This window comes from Agromyces soli (genome assembly GCF_022811605.1).
Classification (GTDB): domain Bacteria; phylum Actinomycetota; class Actinomycetes; order Actinomycetales; family Microbacteriaceae; genus Agromyces; species Agromyces soli.
Window position 1 is genome coordinate 814,726 of record NZ_CP094533.1, and the last position, 16,439, is coordinate 831,164.

The 16,439-nt window shown below is 74.2% G+C and carries 18 protein-coding genes; 12 read left to right on the forward strand and 6 right to left on the reverse strand.

Translation table 11 applies throughout. The annotated features are described in order from the left end of the window. Window positions 1-93: 93 nt before the first annotated feature. From idi to MTP13_RS03900, 7 genes are read left to right on the forward strand one after another with little or no spacing between them, the layout of a single operon-like run. Complete coding sequence (idi, locus tag MTP13_RS03870; protein WP_243569771.1) at window positions 94-696, forward strand: isopentenyl-diphosphate Delta-isomerase; 603 nt, start codon at window positions 94-96, stop codon at window positions 694-696. Beyond that, window positions 693-1,784: a polyprenyl synthetase family protein gene (locus MTP13_RS03875; RefSeq protein WP_243569773.1), complete on the forward strand. Its 1,092-nt coding sequence runs from the start codon at window positions 693-695 to the stop codon at window positions 1,782-1,784. The genes idi and MTP13_RS03875 overlap by 4 nt, the downstream gene beginning before the upstream one ends. Then, window positions 1,781-2,692 carry a phytoene/squalene synthase family protein gene (locus MTP13_RS03880; RefSeq protein ID WP_243569774.1) on the forward strand — a complete coding sequence of 304 codons (912 nt, stop codon included), beginning with the start codon at window positions 1,781-1,783 and terminating at the stop codon, window positions 2,690-2,692. The genes MTP13_RS03875 and MTP13_RS03880 overlap by 4 nt, the downstream gene beginning before the upstream one ends. Further along, the gene (locus MTP13_RS03885) at window positions 2,689-4,320 is read left to right on the forward strand and encodes a phytoene desaturase (RefSeq protein ID WP_243569775.1); all 1,632 of its coding nucleotides are present in this window, start codon (window positions 2,689-2,691) and stop codon (window positions 4,318-4,320) included. Before MTP13_RS03880 ends, MTP13_RS03885 begins: the two co-directional genes overlap by 4 nt. Then, window positions 4,317-4,676: a lycopene cyclase domain-containing protein gene (locus tag MTP13_RS03890; RefSeq protein ID WP_243569776.1), complete on the forward strand. Its 360-nt coding sequence runs from the start codon at window positions 4,317-4,319 to the stop codon at window positions 4,674-4,676. The genes MTP13_RS03885 and MTP13_RS03890 overlap by 4 nt, the downstream gene beginning before the upstream one ends. Beyond that, window positions 4,673-5,020 (forward strand): lycopene cyclase domain-containing protein, encoded by a 348-nt coding sequence (locus MTP13_RS03895; RefSeq protein ID WP_243569778.1) that lies wholly within the window; start codon window positions 4,673-4,675, stop codon window positions 5,018-5,020. The genes MTP13_RS03890 and MTP13_RS03895 overlap by 4 nt, the downstream gene beginning before the upstream one ends. Continuing rightward, on the forward strand, window positions 5,017-5,913 hold the full coding sequence (locus MTP13_RS03900) for a prenyltransferase (protein ID WP_243569780.1): 897 nt from the start codon (window positions 5,017-5,019) through the stop codon (window positions 5,911-5,913). Before MTP13_RS03895 ends, MTP13_RS03900 begins: the two co-directional genes overlap by 4 nt. 43 nt (window positions 5,914-5,956) lie before the next feature. Here the strand turns inward: MTP13_RS03900 and MTP13_RS03905 are convergent, their stop codons facing one another. From MTP13_RS03905 to MTP13_RS03920, 4 genes are read right to left on the reverse strand one after another with little or no spacing between them, the layout of a single operon-like run. Further along, a complete protein-coding gene (locus MTP13_RS03905; RefSeq protein WP_243569781.1) occupies window positions 5,957-6,643 on the reverse strand; it encodes a GntR family transcriptional regulator in 687 nt (228 codons plus the stop codon). 11 nt (window positions 6,644-6,654) lie between these two features. Further along, entirely contained in the window at window positions 6,655-6,969 is a 315-nt protein-coding gene (locus MTP13_RS03910) for a hypothetical protein (RefSeq protein WP_243569784.1), read from the reverse strand. Next, window positions 6,953-7,360, reverse strand: coding sequence for a phage holin family protein (locus tag MTP13_RS03915; RefSeq protein ID WP_189085182.1), 408 nt, complete (start codon window positions 7,358-7,360; stop codon window positions 6,953-6,955). Before MTP13_RS03915 ends, MTP13_RS03910 begins: the two co-directional genes overlap by 17 nt. 12 nt (window positions 7,361-7,372) lie before the next feature. Then, window positions 7,373-7,855: a YtxH domain-containing protein gene (locus MTP13_RS03920; RefSeq protein WP_243569786.1), complete on the reverse strand. Its 483-nt coding sequence runs from the start codon at window positions 7,853-7,855 to the stop codon at window positions 7,373-7,375. Between the two features lie 142 nt (window positions 7,856-7,997). On the opposite strand from MTP13_RS03920, the gene MTP13_RS03925 reads away from it, so the two are divergent. Continuing rightward, on the forward strand, window positions 7,998-8,552 hold the full coding sequence (locus MTP13_RS03925) for a GNAT family N-acetyltransferase (RefSeq protein WP_243569787.1): 555 nt from the start codon (window positions 7,998-8,000) through the stop codon (window positions 8,550-8,552). 15 nt (window positions 8,553-8,567) lie between these two features. Here the strand turns inward: MTP13_RS03925 and hemG are convergent, their stop codons facing one another. Together hemG and hemE are read right to left on the reverse strand one after the other, a co-directional pair. Further along, the gene (gene hemG / locus MTP13_RS03930) at window positions 8,568-10,088 is read right to left on the reverse strand and encodes a protoporphyrinogen oxidase (protein WP_243569789.1); all 1,521 of its coding nucleotides are present in this window, start codon (window positions 10,086-10,088) and stop codon (window positions 8,568-8,570) included. After that, on the reverse strand, window positions 10,085-11,239 hold the full coding sequence (hemE, locus tag MTP13_RS03935; protein ID WP_243570914.1) for a uroporphyrinogen decarboxylase: 1,155 nt from the start codon (window positions 11,237-11,239) through the stop codon (window positions 10,085-10,087). The genes hemG and hemE overlap by 4 nt, the downstream gene beginning before the upstream one ends. A gap of 211 nt (window positions 11,240-11,450) precedes the next feature. On the opposite strand from hemE, the gene MTP13_RS03940 reads away from it, so the two are divergent. The 4 genes from MTP13_RS03940 (at window position 11,451) to MTP13_RS03955 (ending at window position 16,418) form a co-directional block, all read left to right on the forward strand. Next, window positions 11,451-12,251 carry a hypothetical protein gene (locus tag MTP13_RS03940; protein WP_243569791.1) on the forward strand — a complete coding sequence of 267 codons (801 nt, stop codon included), beginning with the start codon at window positions 11,451-11,453 and terminating at the stop codon, window positions 12,249-12,251. A gap of 82 nt (window positions 12,252-12,333) precedes the next feature. Beyond that, a complete protein-coding gene (locus MTP13_RS03945) occupies window positions 12,334-13,683 on the forward strand; it encodes a glutamyl-tRNA reductase (protein ID WP_243569793.1) in 1,350 nt (449 codons plus the stop codon). Between the two features lie 171 nt (window positions 13,684-13,854). Next, complete coding sequence (locus tag MTP13_RS03950) at window positions 13,855-14,529, forward strand: GNAT family N-acetyltransferase (RefSeq protein WP_243569795.1); 675 nt, start codon at window positions 13,855-13,857, stop codon at window positions 14,527-14,529. Between the two features lie 89 nt (window positions 14,530-14,618). Beyond that, window positions 14,619-16,418 (forward strand): alkaline phosphatase family protein, encoded by a 1,800-nt coding sequence (locus MTP13_RS03955; RefSeq protein ID WP_243569796.1) that lies wholly within the window; start codon window positions 14,619-14,621, stop codon window positions 16,416-16,418. The last annotated feature ends 21 nt before the right edge of the window (window positions 16,419-16,439 follow it).

Sequence of the window (16,439 nt, forward strand, 5' to 3'; positions counted from 1 at the left end):
TCTCGCTAAGCTACTCATTAGCCAGGCGAGATATTCGCCGAGGCGAGGGGTTCCGCTCGACCTCTCACCGCCGGAGTTGTCGAAGGAGCCGATATGACCGACCTCAGCACCACGCCGATCACGGCCCCAGCGGCCCTCGTCGAGCAGGTCGTGCTCCTCGACGAGGCCGGCAACCAGATCGGCACCGCGCCGAAGTCGAGCGTGCACGGCGCCGACACGGCCCTGCACCTGGCGTTCTCCTGCCACGTCTTCGACGACGACGGTCGCCTCCTCGTGACCCGCCGCGCACTCGGCAAGGTGGCCTGGCCCGGCGTGTGGACCAACTCCTTCTGCGGGCACCCGGCCCCGGCCGAGCCGCTGCCGCACGCGGTGCGCCGCCGGGGCGAGTTCGAGCTCGGCCTGGAGCTCCGCGACGTCGAGCCGGTGCTGCCGTTCTTCCGCTACCGGGCGACGGATGCCTCGGGCATCGTCGAGCACGAGATCTGCCCGGTCTACACGGCGCGTACGAGCTCGGTGCCGGCGCCGCATCCCGACGAGGTCCTCGACCTCGCCTGGGTCGACCCGGCCGAGCTCGCCACCGCGGTCCGCGCCGCGCCCTGGGCGTTCAGCCCCTGGCTGGTGCTGCAGGCCCAGCTGCTCCCCTTCCTCGGCGGCCACGCCGACGCCCGCGTGCGCACGGAAGCGCTCGTCTCGTGAGCCTCGTGGCGACCGTGGCGACGCCGCCGAGGCAGGCCGAGGTCGAGCGCTACCTCGGCGGCTTCTTCGACGACGCGATCGTGCGCGCCGATGCGCACGCCGCCGACTACCGGCGGCTCTGGGCGGCCGCGCGGGATGCCGCGAGCGGCGGCAAGCGGATCCGCCCCCGGCTCGTGCTGGGCGCGTACGACGCGCTCGCACCCGTCGCGGCGCGGGACGACGCCGAGCCGGCGGCCGCCGCCGAGGCCGTGGCCCTCGCCGCCGCCTTCGAGTTGCTGCACACCGCCTTCCTCGTGCACGACGACGTGATCGACCGAGACCTCGTGCGCCGCGGCGAGCCCAACGTCGCCGGGCGCTTCGCGCTCGACGCCGCGTTGCGCGGGCTCGAGCGGGAGCGGGCGGACGCCTACGGCCAGGCCTCGGCGATCCTCGCGGGCGACCTGCTGATCGCGGCGGCGCACTCCGTGGTGGCCGGGCTCGACGTGCCGGTCGAGCGGCGGCGCGCCATCCTCGCCGTGCTCGACGAGTGCGTCTTCGCCGCCGCGGCGGGCGAGCACGCCGATGTCCGGCACGCCGCAGGGGTTCGTCCCGGAGAGGCGGACATCCTCGCGATGATCGAGGACAAGACGGCCTGCTACTCCTTCAGTGCGCCGCTCCGGGCGGGGGCGCTGCTCGCCGGCGCCCCGCGCGCGACGGTCGAGCGGCTCGGCGAGATCGGGCGTCGACTCGGCGTCGCCTTCCAGCTGCAGGACGACGTGCTCGGCGTCTACGGCGACGAGCGCGTGACCGGCAAGACGACGCTCGGCGACCTCCGCGAGGGCAAGGAGACGCTGCTCATCGCCTACGCGCGCGGCCACGCGGCGTGGGTCGCGGCCTCCAGCGCGTTCGGGCGGCCCGACCTCGACGAAGCCGGGGCCCGTCCGCTGCGCGCGGCGATCGAGGCGAGCGGCGCCCGGGCCCGCGTCGAGTCGCGCATCGCCGAGGAGGCGGCCGCAGCGCGCGCGGCGATCGCCTCGGCCGGACTGCCCACCGGCCTCGAAACCGAATTGCTCGGCCTCGCCGCCGAAGCCACGAGGAGGTCCAGGTGAGCACGCGCACCACCCAGCGCACCGCCGCGCCGCCCGCCCCGGCCACCGGGCTCGCCCTCTACGACCGCACCGCGGCCGAGGGCTCGGCCCGGGTCATCCGGGCGTACTCGACCTCCTTCGGCCTCGCGAGCCGGCTCTGCTCGCCCGCCGTGCGCGAGCACCTCGCCGAGGTCTACGCCCTGGTGCGCATCGCCGACGAGCTCGTCGACGGCCCGGCCGAGGAGGCCGGCCTGCCGTGCGAGCGCCGCCGCGAGCTGCTCGATGCGCTCGAGGCCGAGACCGAGGCCGCCTTCGAGAGTGGCTACAGCGCCAACCTCGTCGTGCACGCCTTCGCCCGGGCGGCCCGCCGCAGCGGCTTCGGGCAGGAGCTCACCCGACCGTTCTTCGCGTCGATGCGACGCGATCTCGAGCCCATCGCGTTCACCGAGGAGCGGGAGCTCGACGAGTACGTCTACGGCTCGGCCGAGGTCGTGGGCCTGATGTGCCTGCGCGGCTTCGCGGTCGGCCTCACCCCCGACGCCGCGCGCGACGCCCGCTGGGAGCGCGGCGCGCGGGCACTGGGCTCGGCGTTCCAACGGGTGAACTTCCTGCGCGATCTCGGAGAGGATGCCTCGCTGCGCGGACGCCGCTACTTCCCGGGCGTCGACCCGGCCCACTTCTCCGAGGCCGAGCAGCTGCGCCTCCTCGACGGCATCGACGCTGAGCTCGCCGAGGCGGCCGCCGTGATCGCCGAGCTGCCGCGCGGCTGCCGGGTCGCGGTCGCCGCCGCCCACGGGCTGTTCGGCGAGCTCTCCGCACGGCTTCGCCGCACGCCGGCGACCGAGCTCGTCACCCGGCGGGTCCGGGTGCCCGCGCCGCGCAAGCTCGCCATCGTCGCCCGCGTGATCGCCCGCGGAGGCCGCCCGTGAGCCGCGCGGTCGTCATCGGCGGCGGCATCGCCGGGCTCGCCACCGCGGCGCTGCTCGCCCGCGACGGGCACGAGGTGCGGCTCTTCGAGGCCCGCGACGAGCTCGGTGGCCGTGCCGGGCGCTGGCGGGCGAACGGCTTCCTGTTCGACACCGGTCCGAGCTGGTACCTCATGCCGGAGGTGTTCGAGCACTTCTACCGGCTGATGGGCACCACGGCCGCGGACGAACTCGAGCTCGTGCGCCTCGACCCCGGCTACCGGGTGTACTTCGAGGGCTACGAGGATCCGGTCGACGTGCGGGCGGAGCGCGAGGCATCCATCGCCCTCTTCGAGTCGATCGAACCGGGCGCGGGCGCCGCGCTCGCCCGCCACCTGGACTCCGCCGACGAGACGTACCGGCTCGCGATGACGCACTTCCTGTACACCGACTTCGCCCGCCCGGGGGCGCTGCTCGCCGCGCCCGTCCGTCGGCGGCTCGGCCGGCTCGCCCGGCTCCTGCTGGAACCGCTCGACCGCATGGTGGGGCGCTCGTTCGACGACGTCCGGCTGCGGCAGATCCTCGGGTATCCGGCGGTGTTCCTCGGCACCTCGCCCGAGCGGGCGCCGAGCATGTACCACCTGATGAGCCGCTTCGACCTCGCCGACGGGGTCTTCTACCCGATGGGCGGCTTCGGCGAGATCATCGCGAGCGTGGCCAGACTGGCGCGCCGGGCCGGCGCCGAGCTCGTCACCGGCGCGCGGGTGCTCGGGATCGAGACGGCCGGCGGGCGCACCACCGGCGTGCGCGTGCAGCACCACGGAGCGGCCGGCGTGCCGGGCACCGGCACCGGCACCGAGGAGTTCGTGGAGGCCGAGCTCGTCGTCTCCGCCGCCGACCTGCACCACACGGATGCCGAACTGCTCCCGCCCCGCGCGCGGACGCGGAGCGAGGCATCCTGGTCGCGACGCGACCCCGGCCCCGGGGCGGTGCTCGTGATGCTCGGCGTGCACGGGCGGCTGCCCGAGCTCGCCCATCACACGCTGTGCTTCACGGCGGATTGGCGCACGAACTTCCAGCGGGTGTTCGGCTCGCGCCCGGCCATCCCCGACCCGGCCTCGTTCTACGTGTGCCGACCGAGTGCGACGGATCCGAGCGTGGCGCCGCCGGGCTGCGAGAACCTCTTCCTGCTGGTGCCGGTGCCCGCCGATCCCACGATCGGCGCGGGCGGCGTCGACGGCCGCGGCGACCGTGCGGTCGAGGAGACGGCCGACCGGGCGATCGCGACCCTCGCCGAGTGGGCCGGCATCCCGGACCTCGCCGAGCGGATCCTCGTGCGCCGCACGATCGGGCCCGCCGACTTCGAGGACTGGTTCCACTCCTGGCGCGGCTCGGCGCTCGGCCCGGGGCACACCCTGCGGCAGAGCGCCATGTTCCGCGGCCGCACAGCGTCGCCGAGCGTCGAGGGGCTGTACTTCGCCGGGGCGACGACGATCCCGGGCATCGGCCTGCCCATGTGCCTGATCAGCGCCGAGCTCGTCGCGAAGGCCGTCCGCGGCGAGGACGCCCCCGGCCCGCTTCCGGAGCCGAGCGAGGAACCGCACCCCGACCCGCTGCACCCCGACCCGCTGAACCGGGAGCGCACTGGATGACCTTCCTCCACCTGGGGCTGCTGCTCGCCTCGATCGCCTGCATCGCGCTCGTCGACGCGCGCTACCGGCTCTTCTTCTGGCGGGCGCCGCTGCGGGCGACCGTCGTGGTCGCCGTCGGCGTCGCGACGCTCCTCGCCTGGGACCTCTGGGGCATCTCGCTCGGCATCTTCTTCCGCGAGCCCAACGCCTACTCGACGGGGCTGCTGATCGCGCCGCACCTGCCGATCGAGGAGCCGGTGTTCCTCGCCTTCCTCTGCCAGCTCGCGATGGTCGGCTACACGGGCCTGCTGCGCGTCCTCGCGCACCGCGCGGCGGACCGTCCCGCCGACTCCGCCGCCGAAGGGGTCCGTCGATGAGCTACGCCCTGCTGTGCCTGCCGTTCCTCGCCGTCTCGGCGGTGCTCGCCGCGATCGCCTGGCGCCGTGCACCGGCCGGTCATGCGGCCGCCCTCGCGCTCACGGCGGGCGGCCTCGTGCTGCTCACCGCCGTGTTCGATTCGCTGATGATCGCCGCGGGCCTGTTCGACTACGCCGATGCGCCCCTGCTCGGCCCGCGGCTCGGGCTCGCCCCGATCGAGGACTTCGCCTACCCGATCGCCGCGCTGCTGCTCTGCTCCGCGCTGTGGACGCTGCTCGGTCGGGCGGATGCCTCGGCGCCTCGCGACCGCCCCGCCCGCGCGCCCCGCGGAGTCCGCCGATGAGCGCCGTCGGCGCCGAGGCATCCGGCCAGCGCCTGCTCCCCGCGCTCTTCACCGCATCGCGCCCGCTCAGCTGGATCAACACGGCGTTCCCGTTCGCGGCCGCGTACCTGCTGACCGTGCGGGAGATCGACGTCGCCCTCGTCGTCGGCACGGTGTTCTTCCTCGTGCCCTACAACCTCGCGATGTACGGCATCAACGACGTCTTCGACTTCGAGTCCGACGCGAGGAACCCGCGCAAGGGCGGCGTCGAGGGCGCCCTGCTGCCGCCCGGCCGGCATCGCGCGGTGCTGATCGCCGCGGCCGCCCTGGCCGTGCCGTTCGTCGTCTGGCTCGCACTGCTCGGCGGCCCCTGGTCGTGGGCCTGGCTGGCGCTCAGCCTGTTCGCCGTGGTGGCGTACTCGGCGCCCGGCCTCAGGTTCAAGGAGATCCCGGGGCTCGACTCCCTCACCTCGAGCACGCACTTCGTCTCGCCCGCCTGCTACGGGCTCGCCCTCGCCGGGGCGACGGTCACCCCGCAGCTCGTGCTGCTGCTGCTCGCGTTCTTCGTGTGGGGCGTCGCGAGCCATGCCTTCGGCGCGGTGCAGGACGTCGTGCCCGACCGCGAGGCCGGCATCGGCTCGATCGCGACCGCGCTGGGGGCCCGCCGCACCACCCGGCTCGCGATCGGCTTCTGGCTGCTGGCGGGCGTGCTGATGCTCGGCACGTCGTGGCCGGGACCGCTCGCGGCCGTGCTCGCCGTGCCGTACCTCGTCGCGGCGTGGCCGTACCGCTCGGTGAGCGACGCCGAGTCGGCCCGCGCCAACGGCGGCTGGCGCTGGTTCCTCGCGATCAACTACGGCGTCGGCTTCGCGGCGACGATGCTGCTGATCTGGTACGCACTGCTCACGGCCTGAGCCCCTCAGTCCCCATCGAGGCCGTCACTCCGCGTCGAGGCCGTCACTCCGCGTCGAGCGGCGGCGAGCCCAGCAGGAGCCCGGTCGAGTGGGCGATGTGCCGCCGCATCGCCTCGACGCCCTCGGCCTGCACCTCGGCGAGCAGCTCCCGGTGCTCGACCACGAGCTCGGCGAGGCTGTAGTGCCGGCGGATGTGCAGCAGGAAGAGCCGCAGTTCGGCCCCGAGCGCGGCGTGCGCCTCGACGATCCGGGGGCTGCCGCTCGCGGCGACGATCGCCCGGTGCACCTCGAGGTGGAGCCGCTCGGCCTCGAGCCAGGCCGGCGTCGTCTCGCGCTCCCCCGGTGGACGCAGCGCCTCCTCGGTGACGGCGAGCCGGGCGAGCTCGTCGAGGGCGAGCATCGCCGGGGCGAGCGCCGCCTCCGGCCAGTGCGCGCCGAACCGGTCGCCCGCGATGCGCACGGCTTCGACCTCGAGCGCCTCGCGCAGCTGCTGCAGCGCGAGCACCTGCGCATGGTCGAACTCGGTGACCCGCACCCCGCGGTAGGGCGCCGACTCGGCGAGCCGCTCGGCCACGAGCCGCTGGAACGCCGCGCGCACGGTGTGCCGAGACACCCCGAAACGCTCGGCCGCCTGCTCCTCGCGGAGCGGAGCCCCCGAGGCCAGCGCGCCGCTCAGGATCTCGTCGCGGAGCGCATCGGCCATCCGCTCCACGGCGGTGGGCGCCGGCATGACGCGGCGGCTCAGTCGTCGCTGACGGCGGCGCGCACGACGAGGGCGACGACGCCGGCGACCACGACGACCGCACCGATCGCGACGGCGACCGCGCCGGCGGGATTGCGGTCGGCGAACGCCCGGGCCTTCACCTTCGCGCGATCGACGCGGATGCCGAGCTGCTTCGGCACGTTGAGCTTGTCCTCGAGCGCGTTGAGCGTGCTGGCGAACTCCGCGCGGGCGTCGACGACGGCCGCGCGGGCCTGCACCCGGCCGAGATTGCGTTCGCGGGTCTTCTGCTCGCGCTTGGAGCCGGCGCCGGGCGCGTCAGTAGCGGCGGTCATAGTCACCCGTTCCCTTCAGTGCGTCGAGGTCGGCCTTGAGGCTGTCGATCGACTCGAGCGGCTCCGCGCCGCGCTTGAAGTTCATGATGCCGATGCCCACGAGGATCGCCATGACGAGCAGGATCGCACCGGCGACGACGAGCGCCGCGGCCCACGCGGGCATGACGAGCGCCAGCGCGAAGATCGCCGCCGCGAGCAGGCAGAACACGAGGAACGGCAGCAGCACCAGCACCGTGACGAAGAGCCCGGAGCCGATGCCGAAGTGCTTCGCCTTGTAGCTGAACTCGGCCTTGACCTGGTCGACCTCGGCGCGGACGAGGCTCGACACCGTGTCGGGCAGTTGCCCGATCAGGGTGAAGAGCGAGCGTTCGTCTTCTGTTGGTGCACTCATCGTGCCGCCCTCCTAGGAGTCGGAGCCCGCCGAACGGCCGCTCGTGCCGCCCGGCTTCTTCGCTGCGCCGTTCTTGGCCGCGGCGCGCTTCTGGGTGCCGGGCTTCGCCGCCTTCTCGGCCGTCTCCGCGGCCGCGTCGATCGCATCGCCGACCGCGTCGGCGGCGTCTTCGACGGCCGAGCTCGCGGCCTTGGCCGTCTTCGAGACGCCGCGTTTGGCGGCCTCGGCGGCCTTGCGCACCTCGGTCTTCGTCGCGCCCGAGCCGCGGGTCGCGTTGCCGATGAACGACTTGGCGGCGTCGAGCACGGTGTCGGAGACGTCGCCGAGCTTGTCCTTGGCGAAGTCGGTCACGGTGCTGACGCCCTGCTGCACGGCCGGCTGGCTCCAGACGCCCTCGGCCGCGCGCTTGATCTGCTCGTACCGTTCGCGGCCGGCGCGGGTGCCGAGCACGTAGCCCACACCAAGGCCGACGACGAAGAGGATCTTGCCCTTCATTTCCACCCCATCTTCTGCCGCCTTCGGCACGGCGACGCTTTCCAGGGTAGACCCCGAGCAGATGGGCGCAAGGGGGGTTGACGCAAATATTCCGTTTCGGTCATGAACTCGCCGTGTCGGTCGGGATGCCTACACTCCTGGCATGCCGCAGCGCACCGAACGCCTCCTGCTCGACCCGACGACCGCCGACGACCTCGCCGCCCTGCACGAGATCTACGGCGACGCCCGCACCTGGACCCATCTGCCCTCAGGCCGGCATCGCGACCTCGGGCGCACGGCGGAGGTGCTCGAACGCTGGCTCGACGATTGGCGATCCGAGGGCTTCGGGGCGTGGACGATCCGCGAGGCGACCGCCCCCGAACTCGTGATCGGGCACGGCGGCTGCGCGGTCCGCGGGCGCGATGCCGGCGCGTACTGGAACCTCGGCTACCGCTTCCGTCCCGAGGCGCAGGGCCGCGGGCTCGCGACCGAACTCTCGCGCGCCGCGGTCGAGGCGGCCGGGCTGCGGCGGTCCGAGCTGCCGATCGTCGCCTACCTGCTGGAGCACAACACGGCCTCGGCCCGGGTGGCCGAGAAGGTCGGGCTGACGCTGCGGCACCGCGCCCCCGACGCCGGCAATCCGGACGCCTCGGCCATCCGGCTCGTCTACGCCGATCGGGAGCTCAGCGCCGCGCAGCTCGCCGCCACCCTCGCCTGAGCCGGGCCGGGCGCGCTACTGACGCTCCTGCACCGCCAGGTGACGGATGCGAGCGGCGGCCTCGACGGCGTGCGGCACGACCGAGGCGAGCCCGGTGCCCGCGACCCACGATCCGGTCGCCTCGATGCCGGGCTCCGCGGCGAGCGCGTCCTCGAACTCGGCGACGCGGGCGCGCTGGCCGAGCGCGGCGTGGGAGAGCGCGTCGCGCCAGGCGGTGCGGCCCGAGGCCACGAGCGCCGCGGCCTCGAGCTGCACGCCGAGGAGGGCCGAGGCGTCCGCGACGGCGAGGCGGGCGACCGCCTCGTCGTCGAGTCCCTCGAGCGGGTTCGCGGCGCCGGCGCGACCGTAGGAGAGCCGGACGACGTGGCGCGAGCCGCTGCCGCCGCTCGCGTTCACCTCCTCGGCGAGCCAGGGCCACTTCGCCGAGGAGTGCGTGAGGGCCTTCGCCCGCACGCCGACGGCGTCGGCCGCGACGAGCACGCCGGTGCCGCGGGGCGCCGCGTCGAGCGCGGGGGCGTCGAGCACGAGCGTGACGATTTCGACGGAGGCGGCGCTCGGCCAGTCCGAGGCATCCGCCCACCCCTCGACCGCCTGGCCGAGCAGGCGGCGCGAGGTCTGCGCCGGTGCCGCGAGGATCGTGTAGCGCGCGTCGATCACGAGGTCGCGCTCGGGCCCGAGCGCGCGGACGCGCCAGCTCGGTGCCGCGTCGTCCGTCGCGTCGCCGCGCTCCAGCTCGACGACCTCCCGGCCCGTCTCCACGACCGCGTCGAAGCGGGCGAGCTCGGCGCGCAGCGCGTCGACCAGGCGATGCATGCCGCCCCGGAGTCCGAGCACGGCGCTGCCGGCGCGGCGGGTCTCCACGAGCTCGCCGACGCCGCCCGACAGCGAGCCGGCGCGGGTCATCGCCGCGTTGAGGCCGGGGGCGACGAGGTCGAGGTCGAGATCCATCGGGTCGGCGGAGTAGACGCCGGAGGAGATCGGCGTCACGAGGCGCTCGAGCACGGCGGCGCCCATGCGGGACCGCACGAGCTTGCCGACGCTGTCGGCTCGCCCGATGCGGAGGATCGGCATGAGCCGGTCGGCATATGCGCGGACCGCCCCGCCCCAGCCGATGATGGCGCGCACGTCGTCGCCGAGCGGGTTGGCGGGGATGCCGAGCACGCCCGTCTTCGGCAGCGGCGCCGCCCGCAGCCCGGGGCCCCAGACGAGCCACGCGCCGGCGCGGTTCGGCGTGACGATGTCGTCGGCGAGGCCGAGCGACTCGAGCAGCTCGGCGACGGAGCCGTTGCGGGTGGCGAACGACTCGGCGCCGGAGTCGAGCGAGAGCCCCTCGAGCTCGATGCGGCCGACGCATCCGCCCGGCTCCTCCTGACGCTCGACGACCGTGACCGACAGGCCGATCTTGGCGCACTCGAGCGCGGCCACGAGCCCGGCGACCCCGCCGCCCACCACCACGACGTCGCTGCGCCGCTGCTCGGGCTCGACGGGCTCGCCTGCCGCCGCGGCCGGGTCGAGCCCGGCTGGATCGCTGCTCACGCTCCGGCCTCGTGCACGAGTTCGACGACGCGGGTGAGCACGGCCGGGTCGGTCTCGGGCGGAACGCCGTGGCCGAGGTTGAAGACGTGGGCGGGCGCGCTGCGTCCCCGGCGCAGCACGTCGCGGACGGCGTCGGCGAGCACGGGCCACGGCGCGGCGAGCAGGGCGGGGTCGAGGTTGCCCTGCAGGGGGACATCGCCGCCGACGCGTTCCGCGGCGACGTCGAGCGGGATGCGGTAGTCGACGCCGACCGTGTCGACGCCGATGTCGTGCATGGCGCCGAGCAGTTCGCCCGTGCCGACGCCGAAGTGCACGACCGGCACACTGCGGGTCACGGTCGTGCTGCTGCCGGTGCCGTCGCCGAGCCGGCGCTCGTACGAGAGGTCGTGCACGAAGGAGAGCGCCTTCGCCGAGGCGGGCGCGACGTGGCGCTCGTAGTCGGCGAGCGAGAGCGCGCCGGCCCAGGAGTCGAACAGCTGCGCGGCGGAGGTGCCGGCGAGCACCTGCGTGCGCAGGAAGCGACCGGTGAGTTCGGCGGTCCAGTCCATCAGCGCGCGCCATGCGCCGGGGTCGGCGTGCATGAGGGTGCGCGCGGCGAGGTGGTCCTTCGAAGGGCCGCCCTCGGCGAGGTAGGCAGCGAGGGTGAAGGGGGCGCCCGCGAAGCCGATCAGCGGCGTGGCCCCCGACTCGGCGCCGGAGGGCGCCGTCTCGTTCAGCTCCGCCACCGTGCGGCGCACGGCCTCGGCGATCGGTTCGGCGCGCTCGTCGAGCAGGGCGGGGTCGATCGCGGTGAGCTCCGCGACGCCCTCGGCGTCGGCGTAGCCGCGGGCGAAGACCGGGCCGCGGCCGGGCTCGATCGAGACGTCGACGCCGACGAGCTTCAACGGCACGACGATGTCGCTGAAGAAGATGCCGGCGTCCACGCCGTGCCGGCGGACGGGCTGCAGCGTGATCTCCGCCGCCATCTCGGGGTCGAGGCAGGCGTCGAGCATGCGGGTGCCGACGCGGAGCTCGCGGTACTCGGGGAGCGAACGACCGGCCTGGCGCATGAACCAGACGGGCGTCGTCTCGGGGCGCTCGCCGCCGTACGCGCGGACGAGTCGGGAATCGGCGGTGAGGCCGGCCTGCAGGGGGTGGGTGGTGTCGAGCATCACCCCGCCATTGTCCCGCACCGGGCTGAACGTGCGCCCTGACGCGCGGCGGCGCGATCACTCGCCCAGCCGTGCGACGAGATTTGCAAGGAGCCCTTACCTTTGCGGGCGGTTCGCGCTAGCATCGGTGCCGTTGCGCCATCCCCCAGTGGTGCGACGACGCGTCGACCGCGACGTCGATGCGCCTCCGCGCCCCACGGAGAGAGACGACGTGTCCCGAATCGTCACGCCCCAGTCCGCCTTCCCGACCCCGGCCGACGATCGCCCCGGCGAGCACCGGCTCGCCCTCACCCTGGCCGTCGCCGCGGCCACCGTCGCGGTCGTCGCGGTGCTGGCGGTCACGGGCCCGGTGCTCGAGGAGCTCATCGACGCACTGCCCTCGGTGAACGGGCCGGCAGCGGCCGGCGTCTTCCTCGCCGTCGTGGGCGTGCTAGCGCTCGCGACGATCGCGGTGCGCTTCGCCCTGCTCGCCCGCAACCGGGCCAGGCGCCGCGCCCTCGAGGCCCGCTTCGAGGGCGGCATCTCGTGCGGCCTGCGCCACCGCGAGCTCGAGGACGCCCTGGCCGAGCTGCCCGGGTGCGAGGTGCCGCTCGCGACGCGCTACTCCATCGTCGCCGACCCGGCCGGGCTGTCGTTCTGGAACGGCGGCGCACGCCCGCGTCGCGCCGCGCACGTCGCCTGGCGCGAAGTGCGCAGCATCCGCCCCGACGAGCTCATCGCCGGCTCGCGCCCCGCCCCGGTCGTCATCGTCCGCGTGCGCCGCCAGGGCACGAGCATCGCCCTGCCGCTCCTGCTCGCGGGCGAGCAGCCCGGCGTCTTCGCCGTGACCGACGCCCCGTTCTACGCGGTGGTGCGTTCGTGGAAAGCGCTGCACCGCACCGCGCTCGAGCACGAGGGGCTCGAGCCGCCGACGAGCACGACCCCGATCCCCGTCATCACCGCGAGCACCGCGGCGCTCGTCGACGTCGCGACCTCGCCGCGCCGCGCGGCACGTCGTGAGGCGCGGCACTAGCGCGCAGGCGGCGAGCCTCCCAGTCGTGCACCGTGTGTCGCGGCGAGTCCGACGGGCACTCTACGGCGGGTAGAATCCTCTGGTGCTCATCTGCCTCTCCGCGAGCCACAAGAACGCCGGCTTCGACATGCTCGAACGGCTCTCCGCCTCCGCAGACGCCGCGGCGGGCCGCATCATCGACGGCCACGCCGCCCTCCAGGGCGCCGTCGTGGTCGCCACCTGCAACCGCTTCGAGGCCTACCTCGACCTCGACACCCCCGAGGGCGAGTCGCCGGTGCCCGTCGTGCACGAGGCGATCCGCGCCGTCGGCGACGTCGCCGGCCTCGAGCCCGACGAGCTGCGCAGCACTTTCGACTTCGCGCACGGCAACGCCGTCGCCGGGCACCTGTTCTCCGTCGCCTCGGGCCTCGAGTCGGTCGTCGTCGGGGAGGGCGAGATCGCCGGGCAGGTGCGCCGCTCCCTCGAGCGCGCCCGCGACGAGGGCACGACCACCCCGGAGCTCGAGCGCCTCTTCCAGCGGGCCTCGCAGACCTCGCGCACGGTGAAGAACCGCACCGGGGTGGGCAGCGCCGGCCGCTCGCTCGTGCGTCTCGCGCTCGAGCTCGCCTCCTCCCGGGTCGCCGACTGGAGCAAGGCGCGCGTGCTGCTCGTCGGCACCGGCCAGTACGCGGGCGCCTCGCTCGCGGCGCTCCGCGACCGAGGCGCGCACGACGTGCGGGTGTACTCGCCCTCCGGCCGGGCCGCGCGCTTCGCCCGCACCCACGGCGTCGAGGCCGTGAGCCACGCCGGCTACGCGGTCGCCGCGGCGGCCGCCGACGTCATCATCACCTGCACCACGGCCGACCACCACGTGGTCGACCGGGTGCTGCTCGCGGGCGGCAAGGCGACGCTCGCGTCCTCGCACGTCGCGCCGAGGGATGCCGAGGCATCCGCCGTGCTCGCCGAGTTCCGCGCCTGGTGCCCCGTCCCCGGCGCCGCCCGCAGCGCCCGTCAGCTCGTCGTCGACCTCGGCATGCCCCGCAACGTCGCGACCGACGTCGTCGAGGTCGAGGGCGTCGAGCTGCTCGACCTCGAGACGATCCGCCGGCACGCCCCGCTCGAGGAGCTCGGCGCGACCGAGGCCGCCCGCGAGCTCGTCAACAGCGCGGCGCGCAACTTCGGCGCGGTCGGCGAGGAGCTCGACCTCGCGCCCGCGGTGGTCGCGTTGCGCGCGCACGTCGGCGGCATCCTCGACGCCGAGATCGAGCGGGCGAAGGGCCGCGGCCCGGGCGACCCCGACGGCCGCGTCGAGCAGGCGCTGCGGCACATGGCCGGCGTGCTGCTGCACACCCCCATGGTGCGCTCGCGCGAGTTCGCCCGCTCGGGCGAGCAGCGCGCCTGGATCGAGGCCCTCGACGCCCTGTTCGGCGTCCGCGCCGACGACGCCCGCTGAGCTGCGCCCGCCCCCGGCGCCCGCCCGGCGCCCCCGACGCTCGCCCGACGCTCGCCCGGCGCCCCGCGCTCGACGTCGGTTTTCGTGGGTCGCGGCGGCTCCGCACCCGCACAAAGTGACCGCATGCCCCCGATCGGTGCCGATGTCGCCCGCTGCGGGTAGCGTCGTGCCATGACCGACGACGCCGCCAGTTCCACCTCGGCACCGCCCAGCGAGCGGCCGGCCCTCGCCCTGCCCTTCGACGTCGAGGCGATCGAACGCCGGCCGATCGTCACCGAGCGCCTGGTGATCCGCCCGCTCACCGCCGACGACAGCGACGACGTGTGGGAGTACCAGCGCCTGCCCGAGGTGCTCCGCTACATCCCCTGGCCCGAACGCAGCCGCGACGAGGCGCACGATCACACGATGCGCCGCGTGGGCAGCCGGCTCCTGGCGGAAGACGGCGACAACGTGCACTTCGCGATCGTGCTCGCCGGCGAGCCTTCGCCCGGCGCCCCCGGGCGCGACCGGGTCATCGGCGACGTCATGGTGCGAGTGGCGAGCGTCGAGCACGCACGGCTCGAGCTGGGCTGGGTGCTGCACCCCGACTTCCAGGGGCGCGGCTTCGCCGCCGAGGCGACCGCGGCCGTGCTCGCCTTCGGCTTCGACACGCTGCACGCCCATCGCGTGCTCGCCGAGCTCGTCGCCGCCAACACCGCCTCCGCGAAGCTCTGCCTGCGACTCGGCATGCGGCACGAGGCGACCTTCGTCGAGCACGAGTACGACCGAGACGCGGGAGCCTGGCTCGACATGGCCTTCTACGCCATCCTCCAGCGCGAGCACACCGCCGCCCGCCTCGCAGGCTGAACGCCGAGTCCCGCCCCGGCGCGCCCACGCACCCTGGTTACACTCGCAAGCACGCGGCGCCGCTGCCGCGTTCGACGAGGGGGACGCCGATGAGCGAACGAGACGAACCGGGCGCGGGCACCGGCAGGGGCGACGGCACCGGTGCGGCATCCACCCCGCCCTCGCCCGGTGAGCGCCGCCGTTCCCGGCGCGACTTCCTGAAGATCGGCGGCGCGGCCGCGGCCGGCGCCGTCGTCGGCGGCGGCGCCGGGGCCGCGATCGGCGCCGCGATCGGGCACCGCGCGGGTTTCGCCGAGGGCACCGACGACTTCGCCGACCTCGTGCCGCGCTCGGAGCCGGGCTTCGACCACCTCGTCGTCGTCATGGGCGAGAACCGCTCCTTCGACAACCTGCTCGGCTGGCTCTACACGCCGGACACGCTCCCCGCCGGGCAGGACTTCGACGGTCTCGCCTTCGGCGACTACGGCAACGTCGGCCCCGACGGCACCCGGGTCGCCGCCCACGTCTACGACGGCCCCACCGACAAGATCATGAGCAAGCCCGACCCCGACCCGGGCGAGGAGTACCCGCACGTCAACACCCAGATCTTCGACACGATCGATCCGGCGACGAACGCCGAGCTCTACGTCGACGAGATGCTGCCGCCGTACAACGCCCCGAAGCGCGGCGAGCAGCCGAAGATGAGCGGCTTCCTGAAGGACTACCACGTCAACTACCGCCGACTGAAGAAGGGCGCCGAGCCGACGGCCGCCGAGGCCCGGCAGATCATGGGCTCCTTCTCGCCCGAGATGCTGCCCGTGCTCTCGACCCTCGCGAGCGAGTTCGCCGTGTTCGACCACTGGTACTGCGCGGTGCCGTCGCAGACCTTCTGCAACCGCTCCTTCTTCCACGCCTCGACCTCGCACGGCTTCGTCACGAACCAGGGCGGCGGGGGCTACCGCAAGTGGCTCGACGCCCCCGCCTCCCCGACGATCTTCAACCGGCTCGAGGAGGCGGGAATCCCGTGGCGCGTCTACTTCGACGAGCTGCAGATCGTGTCCTTCACCGGCGTGCTGCACGCGCCCGTGCTCGAGAAGTACTGGCGCACCGAGCGCTTCGCGACCATGGCCGACTTCTACGAGGACGTGAAGCGCGGCACCCTGCCCGCGTACGCCTTCATCGAGCCGCGGATGATCTACAACCACAACGACTTCCACCCGCCGTTCGGCGTGCTGCGGGAGAGCGACGTCGACGGGCAGGAGGTGCTCGACAGCGCCGTCTCCGACGTCCGAGCCGGCGAGGCGCTCATCCACGACATCTACACGGCGATCAAGGAGAGCGCCTCGCCGAAGGGTTCGAACGCGGTGAACACGATGCTGCTCATCACCTTCGACGAGCACGGCGGCACCTACGACCACGTGCCCCCGCCCGCGGCGGTTCCGCCTCAGGAGGACGCGAAGCCCGGCGAGATGGGCTTCGAGTTCGACCGGCTCGGATGCCGCGTGCCGGCCATCGCCGTCTCCGCCTACACGCGCTCCGGCACCGTGGTGAACACCGAGATGCAGCACGCCTCGGTCGTGTCGACCCTGAGCCGCCTGCACGGCTTGAAGCCGCTCACCCGGCGCGACGTCGGCGTGAACGACCTCTTCGACGTCGTGAACCTCGAACAGCCGAGGCATCCGTCCGACTGGCCGACGACGCACCCGCAGTACACCCCGCCGAACCCGGAGAAGGATGCCCCGCACCCGGCGCACACGCACAAGGACAAGCCGCTCAGCCCGCCGGCGCGGGGGCTGCTCGGCATCCTGCTCGCGAAGTACGGCGCCCCCGATCAGGAGCAGCCCGAGACCTACGCCGAGGCGTACGAGCTGCTGCACGACTACGGCGTCGGCCTGTTCGGCAAGCCCTGACGCTGGTCCGCTGAGCTCAGC